Annotated in this window: 18 protein-coding genes; 7 read left to right on the forward strand and 11 right to left on the reverse strand. The window is 69.9% G+C overall.

From position 1 onward, the window contains the following. Positions 1 to 31: 31 nt before the first annotated feature. The 8 genes from era to hrcA all read right to left on the reverse strand — a co-directional run bounded on the left by era (position 32) and on the right by hrcA (position 7559). A complete protein-coding gene (gene era / locus QC180_RS11965) occupies positions 32 to 937 on the reverse strand; it encodes a GTPase Era (protein ID WP_278262763.1) in 906 nt (301 codons plus the stop codon). Then, positions 930 to 1265, reverse strand: coding sequence for a cytidine deaminase (locus tag QC180_RS11970; RefSeq protein ID WP_278262764.1), 336 nt, complete (start codon positions 1263 to 1265; stop codon positions 930 to 932). The genes era and QC180_RS11970 overlap by 8 nt, the downstream gene beginning before the upstream one ends. Continuing rightward, positions 1258 to 2622, reverse strand: coding sequence for a hemolysin family protein (locus tag QC180_RS11975; protein ID WP_278262765.1), 1365 nt, complete (start codon positions 2620 to 2622; stop codon positions 1258 to 1260). Before QC180_RS11975 ends, QC180_RS11970 begins: the two co-directional genes overlap by 8 nt. Next, positions 2619 to 3173 (reverse strand): rRNA maturation RNase YbeY, encoded by a 555-nt coding sequence (gene ybeY / locus QC180_RS11980; protein ID WP_278262766.1) that lies wholly within the window; start codon positions 3171 to 3173, stop codon positions 2619 to 2621. The genes QC180_RS11975 and ybeY overlap by 4 nt, the downstream gene beginning before the upstream one ends. 64 nt (positions 3174 to 3237) lie before the next feature. Beyond that, positions 3238 to 4299, reverse strand: coding sequence for a PhoH family protein (locus QC180_RS11985; protein ID WP_278263132.1), 1062 nt, complete (start codon positions 4297 to 4299; stop codon positions 3238 to 3240). Positions 4300 to 4495: 196 nt separating this feature from the next. Then, positions 4496 to 5236, reverse strand: a complete 741-nt coding sequence (locus QC180_RS11990; RefSeq protein WP_278262767.1) for a 16S rRNA (uracil(1498)-N(3))-methyltransferase — start codon at positions 5234 to 5236, stop codon at positions 4496 to 4498. A 4-nt stretch (positions 5237 to 5240) separates the two neighbouring features. After that, positions 5241 to 6395, reverse strand: coding sequence for a molecular chaperone DnaJ (gene dnaJ / locus QC180_RS11995; RefSeq protein ID WP_278262768.1), 1155 nt, complete (start codon positions 6393 to 6395; stop codon positions 5241 to 5243). A gap of 129 nt (positions 6396 to 6524) precedes the next feature. Next, positions 6525 to 7559, reverse strand: coding sequence for a heat-inducible transcriptional repressor HrcA (gene hrcA / locus QC180_RS12000; RefSeq protein WP_278262769.1), 1035 nt, complete (start codon positions 7557 to 7559; stop codon positions 6525 to 6527). A 375-nt stretch (positions 7560 to 7934) separates the two neighbouring features. Between hrcA and QC180_RS12005 the strand changes: the two genes are divergently transcribed. Together QC180_RS12005 and QC180_RS12010 are read left to right on the forward strand one after the other, a co-directional pair. Next, positions 7935 to 8303, forward strand: a complete 369-nt coding sequence (locus QC180_RS12005) for a hypothetical protein (protein WP_278262770.1) — start codon at positions 7935 to 7937, stop codon at positions 8301 to 8303. A 1634-nt stretch (positions 8304 to 9937) separates the two neighbouring features. After that, positions 9938 to 10114 carry a hypothetical protein gene (locus QC180_RS12010; protein ID WP_278262771.1) on the forward strand — a complete coding sequence of 59 codons (177 nt, stop codon included), beginning with the start codon at positions 9938 to 9940 and terminating at the stop codon, positions 10112 to 10114. Between the two features lie 48 nt (positions 10115 to 10162). Here the strand turns inward: QC180_RS12010 and QC180_RS12015 are convergent, their stop codons facing one another. From QC180_RS12015 to QC180_RS12025, 3 genes are all read right to left on the reverse strand, one after another. Beyond that, complete coding sequence (locus QC180_RS12015; RefSeq protein ID WP_278262772.1) at positions 10163 to 10387, reverse strand: hypothetical protein; 225 nt, start codon at positions 10385 to 10387, stop codon at positions 10163 to 10165. Positions 10388 to 10631: 244 nt separating this feature from the next. Continuing rightward, positions 10632 to 11828 (reverse strand): radical SAM family heme chaperone HemW, encoded by a 1197-nt coding sequence (gene hemW / locus QC180_RS12020; protein WP_474646439.1) that lies wholly within the window; start codon positions 11826 to 11828, stop codon positions 10632 to 10634. A 138-nt stretch (positions 11829 to 11966) separates the two neighbouring features. Further along, positions 11967 to 12314: an SgcJ/EcaC family oxidoreductase gene (locus QC180_RS12025; protein ID WP_278262773.1), complete on the reverse strand. Its 348-nt coding sequence runs from the start codon at positions 12312 to 12314 to the stop codon at positions 11967 to 11969. A 395-nt stretch (positions 12315 to 12709) separates the two neighbouring features. On the opposite strand from QC180_RS12025, the gene QC180_RS12030 reads away from it, so the two are divergent. Genes QC180_RS12030 through QC180_RS12050 form a run of 5 tightly spaced genes read left to right on the forward strand, consistent with a single transcriptional unit; the run spans position 12710 to position 18402 of the window. Next, entirely contained in the window at positions 12710 to 14491 is a 1782-nt protein-coding gene (locus tag QC180_RS12030) for a nitrite/sulfite reductase (protein WP_278262774.1), read from the forward strand. 20 nt (positions 14492 to 14511) lie between these two features. Continuing rightward, positions 14512 to 15231, forward strand: a complete 720-nt coding sequence (locus QC180_RS12035; protein WP_278262775.1) for a phosphoadenylyl-sulfate reductase — start codon at positions 14512 to 14514, stop codon at positions 15229 to 15231. Continuing rightward, entirely contained in the window at positions 15210 to 16187 is a 978-nt protein-coding gene (gene cysD, locus QC180_RS12040; RefSeq protein WP_278262776.1) for a sulfate adenylyltransferase subunit CysD, read from the forward strand. Before QC180_RS12035 ends, cysD begins: the two co-directional genes overlap by 22 nt. After that, a complete protein-coding gene (locus QC180_RS12045; RefSeq protein ID WP_278262777.1) occupies positions 16187 to 17482 on the forward strand; it encodes a sulfate adenylyltransferase subunit 1 in 1296 nt (431 codons plus the stop codon). The genes cysD and QC180_RS12045 overlap by 1 nt, the downstream gene beginning before the upstream one ends. Next, complete coding sequence (locus QC180_RS12050; RefSeq protein ID WP_278262778.1) at positions 17482 to 18402, forward strand: sirohydrochlorin chelatase; 921 nt, start codon at positions 17482 to 17484, stop codon at positions 18400 to 18402. Before QC180_RS12045 ends, QC180_RS12050 begins: the two co-directional genes overlap by 1 nt. Positions 18403 to 18436: the final 34 nt, after the last annotated feature.

Consider the following 18436-nt stretch of genomic DNA (forward strand, 5'->3'; position numbering starts at 1 on the left):
ACGATACCCCGAACCGCCGACCGTCAAACGGTCAAAAGCCCAGCTTCCCCAGCTGTTTCGGGTCGCGCTGCCAGTCCTTGGCCACCTTCACGTGCAGGTTCAGGTAGATGCGCGTACCGAGAATGTGTTCGATCTGCTTGCGGGCGTTGGTGCCGACCTCTTTCAGGCGCGCACCGTTGCGGCCGATGATGATCGCCTTCTGACTCGGCCGTTCGACATACAGCAGCGCGTGCACCTCGAGCATGTCCTCGTTGGCCTCGTAGGGCTGGATCTCCTCGATGACCACGGCCAGCGAATGCGGCAGTTCGTCGCGCACGCCCTCGAGCGCGGCCTCGCGGATCAGCTCGGCCATGAGGGTTTCCTCGGGCTCGTCGGTGATCTCGCCGTCGGGGTAGAACGCCGGGCCCTCGGGCATCTGCGAGGCGATCACGTCGACGAGCACCTCGACCTGCTCGCCCTTGACCGCCGACACCGGCACCACCTCGGCCTCGGGGCCGAGCAACTGGGAGACCGCCATGAGCTGGTGGGCGACCTGGTCGCGGCCCACCTTGTCGATCTTGGTGACCACGCCGAGCACGGTGGTCTTGGGCGCCATCATCTTGATCTGCTCGACGATCCAGCGGTCACCGGGACCGATCTTCTCGTCGGCCGGGATGCACACCGCGATCACGTCGACCTCGGAGTAGGTGTCGCGCACCAGGTCGTTGAGCCGCTGGCCGAGCAGCGTCCGCGGACGGTGCAGACCGGGGGTATCGACCAGGATCAGCTGGGCGTGCTCGCGGTGCACGATGCCGCGAATGGTGTGGCGGGTGGTCTGCGGACGCGAGGAGGTGATCGCGATCTTGGTGCCGACCAGGGCGTTGGTCAGCGTCGACTTGCCGGTGTTGGGACGGCCGACGAAACAGACGAATCCGGAACGGAATTCCTTGTCAGCCACCGTGCACCTCGCTGAGCACCGCGCCGGTGCGGTCGGTCCGGATGACCGAGGCCGAGGGCGAGACCTCGCGCACGGCCTCGATCCCCGCGTCGTCGGCGGCCCCGCCGACCACGACCGCCGCCTCGAATCCCTCGGCACCGCTCGAGATCGCGGCGGCCACGGCGGCCTGCAACGCGGTCAGGCGCAGCGCGGTGAGCGCGACCTCGCCCGCGGCGTAGGTGCGGCCGTCGGTGTCGCGCACCGCGGCACCGCTCGCGCCGCCGGTGCGGCCCAGCGCGCCACGCGCCAGCACCAGCAGTTTGTTGTCCTCGGCGTCCAGTTCACTCATGGGTCTCTCCGTTGTCGTCGGGCGTGCTCACGCGCACCTGGTCGGTGTCGGCGCTCGCCTCGTCGGTGGTGCCCTTGCGGGACTTGTCGTTCTTCTTCGCCGGATCGGCCGCCCGGCGCACCAGCACCGTGTTCACCCGCATGCGCCCGCGCGCGTCGGCGCCGCCCTCGCCACGCAGCACCAACCCGTGCACGGCCACCTTCGAGCCCGGCAGCGGCACGCGACCCAGTTCGTGCGCGAGCAGTCCGCCGACGGTGTCGACATCCTCGTCCTCGATCTCGAGGCCGTAGAGCTCGCCGAGGTCCTCCACCGAGAGCCGGGCCGAGACGCGATAGCGCCCCTCCCCCAGGTCCTCCACCGGCGGGGTCTCGTCGGTGTCGTATTCGTCGGCGATCTCCCCGACGATCTCCTCGAGCACGTCCTCGATGGTGACCAGGCCCGCGATGCCGCCGTACTCGTCGACCAGCACGGCCATGTGGTTGCGGCGCCGCTGCATCTCGTCGAGCAGTTCGTCGAGCGGCTTGGAATCCGGGATGAACACCGCCGGGCGCATCACCTCGCGCACGGTCACCTTGCGGCTGCGGTCGGCGAAGGGCACGAGGTCCTTGAGGTAGACCACGCCGAGTACGTCGTCGACGTTCTCGCCGATCACCGGGATGCGGGAGTGTCCGGACCGCACGGCCAGCGACATCGCCTGGGCGGCGGTCTTGTCGTCCTCGATCCACACCATCTCGGTGCGCGGCACCATCACCGCGCGCGCGGCGGTGTCACCGAGTTCGAAGACCGACTGGATCATGCGGCGTTCGTCGTCGGCCACCACGCCGCGCTCGCGGGCCATGTCGACCACCTCGCGCAGCTCGATCTCCGAGGCGAACGGCCCGTTGCGAAAGCCCTTACCGGGGGTGATGGCGTTGCCGAGCAGGATCAGCAGCCTGCTGACCGGCCCCAGCACGGCACCGATGAGCTGCACCGGCACCGCGGCGGCCAACGCGATCGAATACGCGTGCTGACGCCCCAGGGTGCGCGGCCCGACCCCGATCACCACATACGACACCACCACCATCACGGCGGCGGTGATCAGCAACGCGAGGCTCTCCGACCAGATGTCGAGGGTGGCCGCGACCAGCAGCACGGTGGCGGTGATCTCGCACAGGATGCGCAGCAGCACCATGAGATTCACGTACCGGGGGCGATCGTCGACGATCTTGCGCAGCCGGACGGCGCCGGGTCGGTCCTCGCGGACCATATCGTCCAGCCGGGCTCGCGAGACGGTGTTCAGCGCCGAGTCGACCCCGGCGAACACGCCCCCGATCCCGATCAGCAGGATCGCCAGGACGATCAGCCAGAACGAGGTCACGCGGGGCCCAGCGCGTCGCCCGGCGCGGTGAAGCCCGCCTTGCCGAGCAGCCGCGCGTCGCGCTCGGCCAGTTCGGCGCGGCGCTGTTCCTCGCGCAGGCTCACGTACCACTCCTCGAGCAGCTGGGCCTGCAGCGCGAACATCTCCTTCTCCTCCTCCGGCTCGGCATGGTCGTAGCCGAGCAGGTGGAGCACGCCGTGCACGGTGAGCAGCGCGAGCTCGTGATCGAGCGAATGGTCCGCCTTCTGGGCCTGGCCCATGGCGAACTCCGGACACAGCACGATGTCACCGAGCATGGACGGGCCGGGCTCGGGGCTGTCGGGGCGACCGCCCGGCTCCAGCTCGTCCATCGGAAACGACATCACGTCGGTGGGGCCGGGCAGGTCCATCCAGCGCACGTGCAGGTCGGCCATGGTGTCGAGATCGACCAGCACCATCGACAGTTCCGCGGCGGGATGCACGTCCATCCGGCCGATCACGAACCGGGCGACGCTGACCAGGTCTTCTTCGGGGATTTCCATGCCCGACTCGTTGGCGATCTCGATGCTCACCTGTTCAGGGTACGGTCTGGGCACGATGCCGCCGGGAGCGGCATCGCCTCCAGCGTGCCGCGCGTCAGCCCCGGTTGGCGCGCCCGGCCGCGCGCCGCTGCGCCCGGTTGCCCGGGTAGTGCGGGCCCGGCACCGCGCGGGTCTCGGATTCGAACCGGTCGTAGGCGTCGACGATGTCGGAGACCAGCCGGTGACGCACCACATCGGCGCTGGTGAGCTCCGAGAAGTGGATGTCGTCGATGTCGGTGAGGATCTCCGCGGCCGCGCGCAGACCCGACCGCTGCCCGTTGGGCAGGTCGACCTGCGAGATGTCACCGGTGACGACCATCTTGGAGCCGAAGCCCAGGCGGGTCAGGAACATCTTCATCTGCTCGGCCGTGGTGTTCTGCGCCTCGTCGAGAATGATGAACGAGTCGTTGAGGCTGCGCCCACGCATGTACGCCAGCGGCGCGACCTCGATGACACCGGAGGCCAGCAGCTTGGGGATGGCTTCCGGGTCCATCATGTCGTGCAGGGCGTCGTAGAGCGGCCGCAGATACGGGTCGATCTTGTCGTTGAGCGTGCCAGGCAGGAAGCCCAACCGCTCACCGGCCTCGACCGCGGGCCGGGTCAGAATGATGCGGGTGACCTGCTTGGACTGCAGGGCCTGCACCGCCTTGGCCATGGCCAGGTAGGTCTTGCCGGTACCGGCGGGACCGATGCCGAACACGATGGTGTTGGCGTCGATCGCGTCGACGTAGCGCTTCTGGTTGAGCGTCTTGGGCCGGATGGTCTTGCCGCGCCGCGACAGGATGTCCAGGCTCAGCACCTCGGCGGGCGACTCGGACACGCCCTCGGTGAGCATGGACACGGTGTGGCGCACCGCCTCGGGCGTGATCACCCGATTGCGGCCGGTCAGCGCCACGAGCTGCTCGATGACGCGTTCGGCCAGCGCCACGTCACCGGCCTTGCCGGTGATGGTGACGGTGTTGCCGCGGACATGGATGTCGGCTGGAAGGAGCTTCTCCAGCTGACGCAGATTCTGGTCGGCCGAGCCGAGGAAGGGGAAAACAGACTCCGGGGCGAGTTCGATGCTGGAACGCACTGTTCGCGCCGCGGGACCCGCGTTGTTTCCGCCTGCGCCGATGCCTGATACGGGGTTGGTGGGGTCGCCGATCTCGCCTGTGTTCTTCAAAAGTGGCTATAGCCTGCTTCCGGTCTCGACTGTGTGTTCGATGACCTCAGTTTAACGCGCACCACCGACACCGCCCAGCGATATAACGGCGGCATCGGCCCAACCGCGATCGATCGGTGATCGCAGGTCACAGCGGGGACGCGGCGGGTTACCAGCGCGTGGTGAGCGCGCCAAGAGCGCCCAGGGCGACCGCGGCGGCCGTCGAGGTGCGCAGCACGGTCGGGCCGAGCAACACGATGTCGGCGCCCGCCTCGGCCAGGGCGGTGAGTTCGGTGTCGTCGAGGCCGCCCTCGGGGCCCACGATCAGCACCACATCGGTCGCCGCGGCCAGCGGCAGCTCGGTGAACTTGCCCGCGCCGGATTCGTGCAGGGCCGCCACGACCGCGCCGTCGGCCTTCACCTCGCGCACCAGCTCGACCAGGTCGCGGGTGCGGTGCAGCTCGGCGACGTCGGGAATGTAGGCGCGCCGCGATTGCCGCGCGGCCGACTTGGCCGCCGCCCGCCACTTCTCGATGCCCTTGGCCGCCTTGGCGTCCCAGTTGGCGACACAGCGCGCGGCCTGCCACGGCACGATCAGGTCGACGCCCGCCTCGGTCATCAGCTCGACGGCCAGCTCGGAGCGATCGGATTTGGGCAGCGCCTGCACGACGGTCACCGACGGCGTCACCGGCTCGGCGATCCGGCGCGTGCGCACCGCCAGCTCGAGCCTGCCCTTCTGGGCCGCGACGACCTCGGATTCGGCGAGCACCCCGCGTCCGTCGGACAGGGTGATCGGCTCGCCGACCCCGATGCGGCGCACGGTGGCCGCGTGCCTGCCCTCCGGCCCGTCGAGGACCGCGACAGACCCCGGTTCGGGCACCTCGTCGAGGTAGAAGACCGTCGCGGCCACCGGCTCAGCGTCCGCTGAAGGAGGCGCGCAGCCGGGCGAACAGGCCGCTGTTGTGCTCGGACTGCGAGGACATCACCTCGGCGCGGTCCTTCTCGCGCAGGCCCTTGAACTTGCGCAGCAGTTCGGTCTGCTTGCCGTCGAGCTTGCTCGGCACCACGATGTCGAGGTGGGCCAGCAGGTCACCGCGCGCGCCGGAGCGCAGGCGCGGCATGCCGTGCGCGCGCAGCTGGATGACCTCGCCGGGCTGGGTGCCCGGGGCGATGGAGAGTTCGGTGGGGCCGTCGAGGATGGTGTCGACCACGACCGTGGTGCCCAGGATGGCGTCGACCATCGGCACCCGCACGGTGCAGTGCAGATCGTCGCCGTCGCGCACGAAGGTGTCGTGCGGCTGCTCGACGACCTCGACGTAGAGATCACCGGCGTGGCCGCCACCGGGCCCGACCTCGCCCTGCGCGGCCAGGCGCACCCGCATGCCGTTGGCGACACCGGCCGGGATCGGCGCGGCGATCTCGCGGCGCGCGCGCACGCGGCCGTCGCCACCGCACTTGTGGCAGGGGTCGGGGATGGTCTCCCCGGCGCCACGGCAGGTGGGGCAGGGACGCGAGGTGAGCACCTGGCCCAGGAACGAGCGCTGCACCGACTGCACCTCACCGGCACCGTCACAGGTCTCGCAGCGCACCGGCTTGGAGTTGCCGTTGGTGCCCGCGCCCTGGCAGATGTCGCAGAGGATGGCGGTGTCGACGGTGAGGTGCTTGGTCACGCCGACGGCGCACTCGGCCAGGCTCAGCCGGGTGCGGATGAGCGAGTCGGCGCCGGGCTGCACGCGGCCGCGCGGCTTGCGCGCGCCACCACCCTGGCCGCTCATGCCGCCGAAGAACGCCTCGAAGACGTCACCGAGGCCGCCGAAACCGGCGCCGCTGAATCCCGCACCGCCGCCGCCGTTTTCGAGCGGGTCGCCGCCCAGGTCGACGATCCGGCGCTTCTCCGGGTCGGTGAGCACCTCGTACGCGGTGGAGACTTCCTTGAACTTGGCCTGGGCGGCCTCGTCCGGGTTCACGTCGGGGTGCAGTTCGCGGGCCAGCTTGCGGTAGGCGCGCTTGAGCTCCTGGTCGGTGGCGTTCTTGCCGACGCCGAGCAGTCCGTAGTAATCCCGTGCCACTTGAGTTCTCTAGTCCTTGGTCGCTGTGGTCCAGCCGAGCGCGGCGCGCTCCTTTAGTCGAATCCACTCAACTTTACCGGCCGAAGTATCGACCTTAACAGTGCGGGTGACGCGCTTCTCGTGCCGCGGTCACCTTTCGGCGAGCACCTCGCCGATGTAGCGGGCCACCGTCGCCACCGAGGCCATGGTGCCCGGATAGTCCATCCTGGTCGGGCCGAGCACGCCCATCCCGCCCAGTACCGCGCCCGCGGCGCCGTAGCCGGTGGAGACCACCGAGGTGCCGCGCATCTCCTCGACCTTGGTCTCCTCGCCGATCTGCACCATCACCTGTCCCGGCTGCTGCGCGGCGGCCAGCAGTTTCAGCACGATGACCTGCTCTTCGAGCGCCTCCAGCACGGTGCGCAGCGAGCCCGGGAAGCCGAAATCGGCCACATTGCGGGTGAGGTTGGCGGTACCGCCGAGCACCAGGCGTTCCTCCGGATGCTCGACCAGCGTCTCCACCAGCACGGTCGAGACGCGGACCAGCACGTCACGGATCTTGGCCGGTGCGCGTTCGGGCAGCCCGGCCACCGAGGCGCTGGCCACCGAGAGCAGTTTGCCGTCCATGGCACCCCCGAGCAGGCCGCGTACGGCGGCGAGATCGTCGTCGGAGATGACGGCGCCCAGGTCGACGATGCGCTGGTCGACACGGCCGGTGTCGGTGATCACCACCAGTAACAACCGGGCCGGATTCAGCGCCACCACCTCGATGTGGCGCACGGTCGAGGCCGAGACGGTGGGGTACTGGACAACCGCGACCTGCCTGGTCAACTGGGCCAGCAGGCGCACGCCGCGGCGCAGGACGTCGTCGAGGTCGACGCCGGATTCCAGGAACTCCATGATCGCGCGCCGTTCCGCGCCGGACAGGGGCTTGACCTCGGCGATCCGGTCGACGAACTCGCGGTACCCCTTGTCGGTGGGGATGCGGCCGGAGCTGGTGTGCGGCTGGGTGATGTAGCCCTCGGCCTCCAGGACCGCCATGTCGTTGCGGATGGTGGCGCTGGACACGCCCAGGTGGTGCCGTTCGACGAGCGACTTGGAGCCGATCGGTTCCTTGGTGGCGACGTAGTCCGCCACGATCGCTCGCAGGACCTCGAAACGTCGATCCTCGGTGCTCGACGCCATCGACCCCACCTCCTCGCTCGTGCCGGGTACGTCATGCGTCCGCACGCGTGCCGTGTTCGCCGCACAGACTCGCATGCCGACGCTCGGAGCGTCTCGTTGTCCAGTCTAATTGTCTGCTCGCCGATCGAGAGAGTACGGCGGTCGAGGCCCCCTCCCGGCGGTACCGGTCGCTGCTTCAGCGCGCGATTTCGCCGTCGAAAGTTCTCCACAGGGCCGAGTTGTCCACAGGCGGGGCTCGAGGTCTTGCCCAGGTCGTGCGGCCGGACGTACTTTCGAGCTCGATCGACGGTTCTACCAGCGGTTTTCATGCTCGATGGCAGACGGGGAGGGGCTGTGGTGAGACAGGATGGAGTGCGTGCGGTTCCGGGGTCGGTGATGGTGCGACCGACGGAGTTCGCCGGAATCGACCGCGCGTGTACGGAATTCCTGCGGGTGCTCGCGCGGGTCGGCGCACTCGCCGCCGAGATCGGCGACCAGGAGTGCTGGGGTCTGGGTGAGAGCGACCCCCGGCTGCTGTCCGCGCCCGCCCTCGTCGCGCGCTTGCGCGCCAAGGCCGACGGGCCCGGCAACAGTGTCGGCGCCGTGCTGGCGAGCCATGCTCGACTCGTCGACGACCTCCGCCGATCCCACGGGACCGCCCTCGACCGGCTCGCGCACGTCGACGAGGAGTGGGGCGCGCGACTCCGTGCCGTGGAACCACCTGCCGGACAGACTCATTCGCCCGTCCTGGCGATGGTCCGATGAAAGGCCATGAGCCGCCCGGCATTCCGGGTGGCGGGGAGAACGCGCGGCACTGGCGGCACGCCGAGATCGCCACCACCTTCGCCGGACTCGACGTGACACCCGCGAACGCACAGGCGGACAAATTCGAGCTGATCGCACGGTGTTTCGAGGAGGGGCTACTGGTCTTCGCGCGCGATATCCGAGCCGCCTCGGCAACGGCCTGGTCCGGCGCGAGCGCTGACGCCGCCACCCAGGCTGTCGGGGCTTACGTCCGGCAGGCCCGAGAACTGGTGGCAGCACTGTACGACCTACCCGGCGTAGTCCGTTCCGCCGCAGCGGCGATCGTCGCGACCAAGTACGCGATCCCGGCGGTGGTGACCGATGCCGATGCGGCGGCCTGGTCGGCGGGCCGCCCGGAAACGGGCCGAGCCGCGTCCATGGCCGAAGACGAGGCCAGGACCGCGATGCACGAACGCTACGTGGAGCCGTTCGGCGAGTTGTCCGGCCGCATCCCCCTGCTGCCCGAACTCCTCGAGCCGACCGCCGCACGCTCGCCCGGTTCCGGTCCCGACGATCGAGATCCGGCCCAAGCCCGATCCGGTCTCGTACGCGGACAGCAAGGCCCCGGGCTCCACCAGGTCACCGCAGTAGACCCCGGGTCCGCGACGGACGCCGCCACCGTGCCCGATCGAGCCACTCCGTCCGGAGGAATCGCGTCAGCGGCCGCCGATGTCCTCACCGGAGCCCACGCCTCCGTCGACCCGGCCGGGACATCCGCTGTCGCCGACGGTTCGAACGGAGCATCGGTGATGCGGGAGAAGTTTTCGTCAGCATTCGAGAAGCCGGGGTCATCCGTCGTCTCCGATGCCACTGTCTCTACGGCGTTTTCCGACATGTCACCGGGACCGGGTGCCGAGAGCACCTCATCGGCTGCGTCGGAGACCGTTGCCGCCGCGTCCGAGGTACCGGATTCCACGGCGACTGGCGCGGGCGCATCGAGCGGGTCGTCCTCGGGCTCCTGTCCAGCGGGTGGTTCCGGCACCTCATCCACTGACCCCACCACGTCAGGAGGGTCCGGCTCGTCAGGAGGGTCGGGCACGTCAAGCGGGTCGGGCACGTCAGGTGCGTTCGGCACAGCGGGCGGGTCCGGCACGGCGGGCGGGACATCCGGGTCGGGCACTGCGGGCGGGGCGGCCGCCGGGTCGGGTTCGCCTGGTGCGCGGACAAGTTGGTCGTCGGCGGGCTCTGGTACGAGCGGCTGGTCGGCGGGGTCCGGGTATGACGGTGGGACGGGTCGGGCTGGTTCGGCAGGTGGGTGGTCTGGTCCGGGCGGGCCCGTCGCGCCCGGTGGCGGGGGCGTATCCGGCGTTTCGTCGCCGGGTGCGGGTAGCGACGGGCGGGCGCCGTATCTCGGCTACGGGGTGCGGCCGCCGTTGGAGGGGACCGGGTCGGCCGGGATCTCGGCGGGACCGGTTCGGCCGGAGTCGGGTGCTCGGGTGGAACTGCCTGGGGTGCCTGGGCCGGTGCGGCCGGGAGGTGGGCAGAGCGTGCCGGGGACGGTGGGCGCGGTTGTCGGCGGGGACGTCTCGCCGGGGCCGACGCAGGGCCGGATGACCGATCGACATGTCCACTGTCCGGTGGGGGCGGGTGCGCCCGTGGCAGCGGAGGACGAGGGTGAGCACCGGGTGCCGGAGTATCTGGTCACCCGGGCGAACGCCGAGGCGCTGCTCGGGACGCCGCGGCCCGCGATCGCCGGTGGGGTGATCGGGGGCGACGCGGCGCCGGACGAGCAGCGTGGACCGGCGGCTCAGGGCGGGCGATCGTGCCCATGAGCCGAGAGGTCGAACAGCGGCGGCCCTGGCTGGGCCGCCGCGGCGGAGTCAGCTCCGGATCGCCGGAACCGCGGCGCCTACCTGTTTGCCCGCGAGGGCATCGAGGCCGAGCATCGCCAAGAGCGAAATGCAATCGTCCGCATCGTTGGAATGTGACGCGACCGTCCGCGCGGCGACCGCGCACTGGCGCGCGTTCTCCGCCTTCTCGGCAGAGCGCGCTTCCGCGAATTCGCTCTGCTCGTGGACGAGACTGATGTGCCGTTCGGTGGACATATAGCTCCCTAGTTTCGAGCCGAAGCCTACGCCCCCAATCGTTATCTTCGGCCGCGAACCCATCGATACGCGCACTTCGCGACCCCGGTGCCCAGGGCACCCGGTGAGGTGTGCATCACGTCGGACCATCCCGCTGACCGGGCGATCATCGATGCCGCCGCCACCGCTCGCCGACCCGGAAATTTGGTCACGAATCGGTGTCAAGCGCCCTGTGTCCGGCCACCCGCAACCCGCATTCCGCGACTCAGCCGAGCAGGTCGCGGACCACGCCGTCGGCGAGGAGCCTGCCGCGGTCGGTGAGGATCAGATGGTCACCGACGATCTCGGCGAGGCCGTCGGCGACGACCCGGTCGAGCGCGGGCTTCGCGGTGGGCGCGAGGGTGGCCAGGGGAAGGCCGGTGCGCAGGCGGACGGTGAGCATGAGGTGTTCGAGGTAGCGCTCGTCCTCGGTGAGGGCTTCCCAGCCCGCCGCGGGCAGGCCACCGAGGGCCACGCGCTCGGCGTAGCGGGCCGGGTGCTTGACGTTCCACCACCGGACGCCGCCGATGTGGCTGTGCGCGCCGGGCCCGGCACCGAGCCAGTCGCCACCGTCCCAGTAGCCCAGGTTGTGGTGGCAGCGCGCGGCGTCGTTCGCGGCCCAGTTGGAGACCTCGTACCAGGACAGGCCCGCCGCGGCGAGGCGGGCGTCGATGCGCTCGTAGCGGGCGGCCAGCACGTCCTCGTCGGGGGCGGGCAGTTCACCACGACGGACCTTGCGCGCCAGCGCGGTGCCGTCCTCGACGATCAACGAATAGGCGGAGACATGATCGACACCGGCGGCCAGCACCGCGTCCAGACTCGCGTCGAGATCGGCGTCGGTCTCGCCGGGTGTGCCGTAGATGAGGTCCAGATTCACATGCTCGAACCCGGCCGCCCTGGCCTCGCGCGCCGCCGCCACCGCCCGGCCCGGCGTGTGGGTGCGGTCCAGGATCCGCAGCACGTGCTGGGCCGCGGACTGCATGCCCAGCGAGATCCGGGTGTACCCGGCCTCGCGCAGGCGCTCGAAGAACGCGGGCGAGGTGGATTCCGGATTGGACTCGGTGGTCACCTCGGCATCCGCGGCGAGCACGAAATCGGCCCGAACCGCGTCGAGGACCTCGGCCAGCCCGTCGCCGCCGAGCAGCGAGGGCGTCCCGCCGCCGACGAAGATCGTCGACACCTCGGGGGTCGGGCTCGGCAGCGCGGCGAACTCGGCCGCCGCGGTCGCGAGTTCGCCACGCAGCGCCTCGAGCCAGGACTGCGGCGAGGCCGAGGTGCCCAGTTCGCCCGCCGTGTAGGTGTTGAAGTCGCAGTAGCCGCAGCGCGTCGCGCAGAACGGGACGTGCACGTACACCCCGAACGCGCCGTCCCCGAAATCGCGCAGCACCGGTCGATCGGCGTCGACGGGTGTCACGCCGGAGATCCCGGTGGCAGCGCTGGAAGTCACGGCTCCAGTCTGCCCGCCCCCGACGCTCCGTCCCGCACGGGCCCTGGCCCGCTGCGAGCGCCGTCACCACCCCGGACGGACCGCATCAGCGCAGCGCACCCCTCGCTGACACGGTCAGTCGGTGACCACCGGGGTGTTCTGGTTGGCGGTGAGTACCCACGCGCCGTCTTCTTTGGTCATCACGTACATGGGCGTGCCCCGGCCCGACAGCTCACCATCGAACGTGAAGTAGCTCTGGCGCACCTTGACCGCGGCGACATCGGGCCGCAGGAACAGCACGTGCTCGATCTCGTAGGTCGCGCTGCCGTGGGTGGTGGCCCCCGGCAGCACCTGGGCGGTGAACTCGGCGATGGCGGCCCGGCCGAACAGCCGCTTGCCGTGGCCGGTGGTCCAGATGGCGTCCTCGCGGAAGACCGCGACGAACTCGTCGATCTCTGCAACCTCAACAAGACTCCAGGTCAACGCGCTGTGCCGCACCGCACAGCGGGGGGCTCGGGCGTATCAGAGGTCGCTTACGGCCCCCTAGATATGACCCCCGTCACAGAACAGGACGGCCGTCCAGGGAATTTCCCTCGAAAGTGCGGGAAATATCTCCTTGCGGTCGGAACGACCCGGCTGACATGGCACAATAGGCACATGCACGCAACTGGAGTACGACTCGTGGCCCGCCGCCACGTCGACTTCCAGCGCGTCTGCAGCGCCTGTTGTCGGCCCGGTTTCCCCCGGTAGCGCAGCGGCGTCCACGCCCGGGTATCTCCCGGTGCCTTCGACTTTCATCGGCCCGCTGACCACCTGACGCGAGCCAGCCCCTCGCGCCTTCAGCACGTGTACCACCCACCCCGCAGGAGCGACCCCACATGACGTCGAGCACCGACGCCGCTGCGACCGAGCAGCCGACGCAGGCCCGTCCCGAGCGCGAGCGCCGCGTCCGCCCCGACCGGTCGAACGGTGACGCCCCGGTGGCGCCGCGCGCCCGCACCGGCAAGCCCGTGCGCCGCCGCTCCGAAGGCCAGTGGGCCCTCGGCTACCGCGAGCCGCTCAACCCGAACGAGCAGTCCAAGAAGGACGACAACCCGCTCAACGTTCGCGCCCGCATCGAGAACATCTACGCCAAGGGCGGCTTCGACTCCATCGACAAGGCCGATCTGCGTGGCCGCTTCCGCTGGTGGGGTCTCTACACGCAGCGCGAAGAGGGCTACGACGGCACCTGGACCGATGACGACAACATCGACCTGCTCGAGGCCAAGTACTTCATGATGCGGGTGCGCTGCGACGGCGGCGCGCTCAACGTGGCCCAGCTGCGCACCGTCGGCGGCATCTCCACCGAGTTCGGCCGCGACACCGCCGACCTGTCCGACCGCGAGAACGTCCAGTACCACTGGATCGAGGTCGAGAACGTCCCGGAGATCTGGCGGCGGCTCGAGTCGGTCGGCCTGCACACCACCGAGGCGTGCGGCGACTGCCCGCGCGTGATCCTGGGTTCGCCGCTGGCGGGCGAATCGCTCGACGAGATCATCGACCCGACCCCGGCGGTGGACGAGATCGTCAAGCGCTACATCGGGAAGAAGGAGTACTCCAACCTCCCCCGTAAGTTCAAGACCGCGATCTCGGGCCAGCAGGACGTGGTGCACGAGATCAACGACGTCGCCTTCATCGGCGTGAACCACCCCGAGCACGGACCGGGCCTGGACCTCTGGGTCGGCGGCGGCCTGTCGACCAATCCGATGCTGGCCCAGCGGGTCGGCGCGTGGATCCCGCTCGACGAGGTGCCCGACGTGTGGGAGGGCGTGGTCTCGGTGTTCCGTGACTACGGCTACCGTCGCCTGCGCACCAAGGCCCGCCTGAAGTTCCTGATCAAGGACTGGGGCATCGAGAAGTTCCGCCAGGTGCTCGAGGACGAGTATCTGAAGCGCAAGCTGATCGACGGTCCCGCGCCCGAGCAGCCGGAAAAGCCGATCGACCACGTCGGTGTGCAGAAGCTGCGCAACGGCCTCAACGCCGTGGGCTTCTCCCCCATCGCCGGTCGCGTCTCGGGCACCATCCTGAGCAAGGTCGCCGACGCCGCCGAGAAGTACGGATCGGACCGCATCCGGTTCACCCCGTACCAGAAGCTGATCATCCTCGACATCGCCGACGACCAGGTCGACGCGCTGATCGACGAGCTGGAACCGCTGGGCCTGCAGGCTCGTCCGTCGATCTGGCGGCGAAACCTGCTCGCCTGCAGCGGCATCGAGTTCTGCAAGCTGTCCTTCGTCGAGACGCGCAAGCGCTCGCAGGTGCTGGCCCCGGAGCTCGAGCAGCGCCTGGCCGACATCAACGCCCAGCTCGACGTGCCGATCACGATCAACATCAACGGCTGCCCGAACTCGTGCGGCCGCTCCCAGATCGCCGACATCGGCTTCAAGGGCCAGCTCGTCGACGACGGCAACGGGAATCAGGTCGAGGGCTTCCAGGTTCACCTGGGTGGCAGCCTCGGCCTGGACTCCGGATTCGGCCGCAAGCTGCGTCAGCACAAGGTCACCAGCGTGGAGCTCGGCGACTACATCGAACGCGTCGTGCGCAACTTCGTGAAGAACCGGGAAGCCGGTGAACGCTTCGCGGTGTGGGCCGTGCGCGCCGACGAGGCCGACCTCCGATAGGCGATGAGGAGATCCCCCCAGTGACAACCAACCTCGCGACGAAACTGTCCGAAGACGAGCTGCGCGCGCTCGCCGAGCAGGGCGCGGCCGAACTCGGCCCCGACGCCTCGGCGGCCGAGCTGATCGCCTGGACCGACCGCACCTTCGGCACCGGCTACATCGTGGCGTCGAACATGCAGGACGGCGTGCTGGTGCACCTGGCCGCGCAGACCCGCCCCGGTGTGGACGTGCTGTTCCTCGACACCGGCTACCACTTCGCCGAGACCATCGGCACCCGCGACGCGGTCGAGGCCGTGTACGGGGTGAACGTGGTGAACGTGCGGCCCGAGCACAGCGTCGCCGAGCAGGACGAGTTGCTGGGCAAGGACCTGTTCGCGCGCGACGCGGGCGAGTGCTGCCGGTTGCGCAAGGTGGTCCCGCTGACCACCTCGCTGGCGGGCTACAACGCCTGGATCACCGGCATCCGCCGGGTGGAGGCCCCCACCCGCGCGAACGCGCCGCTGATCTCGTTCGACGAAGCTTTCGGACTGGTGAAGATCAACCCGATCGCACCGTGGTCCGACGACGAGATGCAGGCCTACATCGAGGCAAACGGCATTCTCGTCAATCCCCTGGTGGAGGAGGGCTACCCGTCCATCGGGTGCGCGCCGTGCACGCGCAAGCCCGAACCGGGGTCCGATCCGCGCAGCGGCCGCTGGGCCGGGCTGGCCAAGACCGAATGCGGATTGCACCAATCATGACCGTCACCACCTCTGGGAGTGAGCCTGTGAGTACCCACACCACCGAACGCGAGCTCGGCCTGACCGAGTTCGACACCCTCGCGGCGCTGGAGTCCGAGGCGATCCACATCTTCCGTGAGGTCGCGGGCGAGTTCGAGCGGCCGGTGATCCTGTTCTCCGGCGGCAAGGACTCCACCGTCCTGCTGCACCTGGCGCTCAAGGCCTTCTGGCCCGCGCCGCTGCCGTTCGCGCTGCTGCACGTGGACACCGGGCACAACCTCGACGAGGTGCTCGAGTTCCGCGACAAGGTGGTCGAGAAGTACGGCCTGCGTCTGCACGTGGCCTCGGTGGAGGAGTACCTGGCCGACGGCCGTCTCACCGAGCGTCCCGACGGCATCCGCAACCCGCTGCAGACTGTTCCGCTGCTCGACGCCATCACCGAGCACCGCTTCGACGCGGTCTTCGGCGGTGGCCGTCGCGACGAGGAGCGTTCGCGCGCCAAGGAGCGGATCTTCTCGCTGCGCAACGCCTTCGGTCAGTGGGACCCCAAGCGTCAGCGTCCCGAGCTGTGGAACCTCTACAACGGCAAGCACGCGCCGGGTGAGCACGTGCGCGTGTTCCCGCTGAGCAACTGGACCGAGCTCGACATCTGGCGCTACATCGCCCGCGAGGACATCGATCTGGCCAGCATCTACTACGCCCACGAGCGCCCGGTGTACCAGCGCGACGGCATGTGGATGACCCCCGGTGTGTGGGGCGGCCCGACCGAGAACGAGGTGCTCGAGACCCGTTCGGTGCGCTACCGCACCGTCGGCGACGGTTCCACCACCGGCGCCATCATCTCCGACGCCGCCGACAACGAGGCCATCCTGGCCGAGGTCGCCGCGTCCCGACTGACCGAACGTGGTGCGACCCGCGGCGACGACCGAGTGTCGGAAGCCGCGATGGAAGACCGCAAGCGAGAGGGTTATTTCTGATGTCCGACCTATTGAGGCTGGCCACCGCCGGTTCTGTCGACGACGGCAAGTCCACTCTGGTCGGGCGGCTGCTCTACGACACGAAGTCCGTGCTGGCCGATCAGATCGACGCGGTCACCCGCGCCTCGGTCGACAAGGGTCTGTCGACTCCGGATCTGTCGCTGCTGGTGGACGGCCTGCGTGCCGAGCGTGAGCAGGGCATCACCATCGACGTGGCCTACCGCTACTTCGCCACCCCCAAGCGCTCGTTCGTGCTGGCCGACACCCCCGGGCACGTGCAGTACACCCGCAACACGGTCTCCGGCGCGTCCACCGCGCAGCTGGTGATCCTGCTCGTGGACGCGCGCAAGGGTGTCATCGAGCAGACCCGCCGCCACGCCGCGGTGCTGGCGCTGCTGGGCGTGCCGCGCCTGGTGCTGGCCGTGAACAAGATCGACCTGGTGGAGAACCCGGCCGAGGTGTTCGCCGAGATCTCGGCCGAGTTCGGCACCCTCACCGCGAAGCTGGGCTGGGCCGAGTCCGACGTGCTCGAGATCCCGGTCTCGGCGCTGCACGGCGACAATATCGCCAGCCGCTCCGAGAACACCCCGTACTACGACGGCCCCTCGCTGATCGAGCACCTGGAATCGGTGCCGGTGGACGCGGATTCGACCGGCGCGCACGCGCTGGGCCTGCGCTTCCCGGTGCAGTACGTGATCCGCCCGCGTACCGCCGAGTACCCCGACTACCGCGGGTACGCCGGTCAGATCGCGGCGGGCTCGGTCTCCCCCGGTGACGAGATCGTGGTGCTGCCCTCGGGCAAGCGCACCACCGTCGAGCGGGTCGACACCCCCGACGGCGAGCTGGCGGTCGCGCAGGTGGGCCGCAGCGTGACGCTGCTGCTGGCCGACGAGGTCGACATCTCGCGCGGCGACATCATCGCCTCGCCCGCCGACGCCCCGGAGCCGATCGACACCTTCGACGCGACGGTCTGCTGGCTCGGCGACAAGGCGCTGCGCCCCGGCGCGCGGCTGCTGCTCAAGCACGGCACCAAAACCACCCAGGCGATCGTCGGCGCGCTCGTGGAGCGCTTCGACGAGCAGACCCTGACCGCCCAGGAGAGCCCGGAGTCGCTCGAGCTCAACGACATCGGTCGGGTCTCGCTGCGTCTGGCCGAGCCGATCCCGGCCGACGACTACCGCACCAACCGGCACACCGGCTCGTTCCTGCTGATCGACCCCGCCGGTGGTAACACCCTGGCCGCGGGTCTGGTCGGCGACGTGCTGACCGCCGTCGAGGTCGGTGCCGCGGTCTGATGACGCATACGCTCGCCCCGCTGCGCGGCCCCGTCGGGGTGCCGCGCGGCGGTGGTGGGCCCGCGTTGCTGGCGGTCGCCCACGGCAGCCGTGATCCCCGGTCCGCGGCGACGATGGCGGCGGTGGTCGCCGAGGTCGCCGCCGCGCGACCGGACCTCACAGTGCGGCTGGCCTTCCTCGATCTCAGCGCCCCCTCCGTGGAGCAGGTCGCCGACGATCTGGCCGCTCAGGGCCAACGCGAGGTGATCGTGGTTCCCCTGTTGCTGGGCAACGCTTTCCACGCGCGGGTGGATCTGCCCGCGCTGCTGGCCGAGGTGACCCGGCGCCATCCCCGGCTGCGGCTGACCCAGGCCGATGTCCTCGGCCCCGATCCGCTGCTCGTCGCGGCCCTGGGTGATCGTGTCGCTGCCGCCGACCGTGCGGCTGGATACGTCGAATCGCCTCGCGCCTCGGCCACACCACATCTCGCTCATCCGGGATCGACCGACGCGACGCCAGAATTCGGCGGCGGTATCGAGCGCACTCTCGCCCGCGCTGGACGCACCCGTGGACACGGCGCGCTCGACGCGCGACCCGGGGTAGCGGTCGCGGCGGTCGGTTCGAGCGATCCGGCGGCCAACCGACGCACCGCCGCGGTCGCGCGCAGACTGGCCGCGCTGACCGGGCTGCGGACCGAGATCTGCTTCGCGACAGTCGAACCCGGCATCACCGTCGCGATCGAACGGCTGCGTGCCCGTGGTGCCGAACGTATCGTCGTCGCGCCATGGTTCCTGGCGCCCGGCCTGCTCACCGACCGGCTGCTCGCCGCCGCACCCGAACTCCCCCACGCGGAGGTCATCGGGGTGCACGCCGGACTGACCGAGGTGATCTGGACGCGATTCGACAGCGCCGTCGCCGCGGATCTCGAACTCTCGGCCTGAGTCCGGTCCGGGCAGTACTTCGACGTGCTCGTGA

Origin of the sequence: Nocardia anocheti (genome assembly GCF_029675105.1) — a bacterium.
Lineage (GTDB): Bacteria > Actinomycetota > Actinomycetes > Mycobacteriales > Mycobacteriaceae > Nocardia.

Coding starts and splice junctions, on each gene's coding strand:
- hrcA (WP_278262769.1), bottom strand. CDS start 7,559: ATGGCGTCGAGCACCGAGGATCGACGTTTCGAGGTCCTGCGAGCGATC.
- QC180_RS12015 (WP_278262772.1), bottom strand. CDS start 10,387: ATGTCCACCGAACGGCACATCAGTCTCGTCCACGAGCAGAGCGAATTC.
- QC180_RS12050 (WP_278262778.1), top strand. CDS start 17,482: ATGACGCATACGCTCGCCCCGCTGCGCGGCCCCGTCGGGGTGCCGCGC.
- QC180_RS12030 (WP_278262774.1), top strand. CDS start 12,710: ATGACGTCGAGCACCGACGCCGCTGCGACCGAGCAGCCGACGCAGGCC.
- QC180_RS12045 (WP_278262777.1), top strand. CDS start 16,187: ATGTCCGACCTATTGAGGCTGGCCACCGCCGGTTCTGTCGACGACGGC.
- QC180_RS12005 (WP_278262770.1), top strand. CDS start 7,935: ATGGTGCGACCGACGGAGTTCGCCGGAATCGACCGCGCGTGTACGGAA.
- QC180_RS11970 (WP_278262764.1), bottom strand. CDS start 1,265: ATGAGTGAACTGGACGCCGAGGACAACAAACTGCTGGTGCTGGCGCGT.
- cysD (WP_278262776.1), top strand. CDS start 15,210: ATGCGGATTGCACCAATCATGACCGTCACCACCTCTGGGAGTGAGCCT.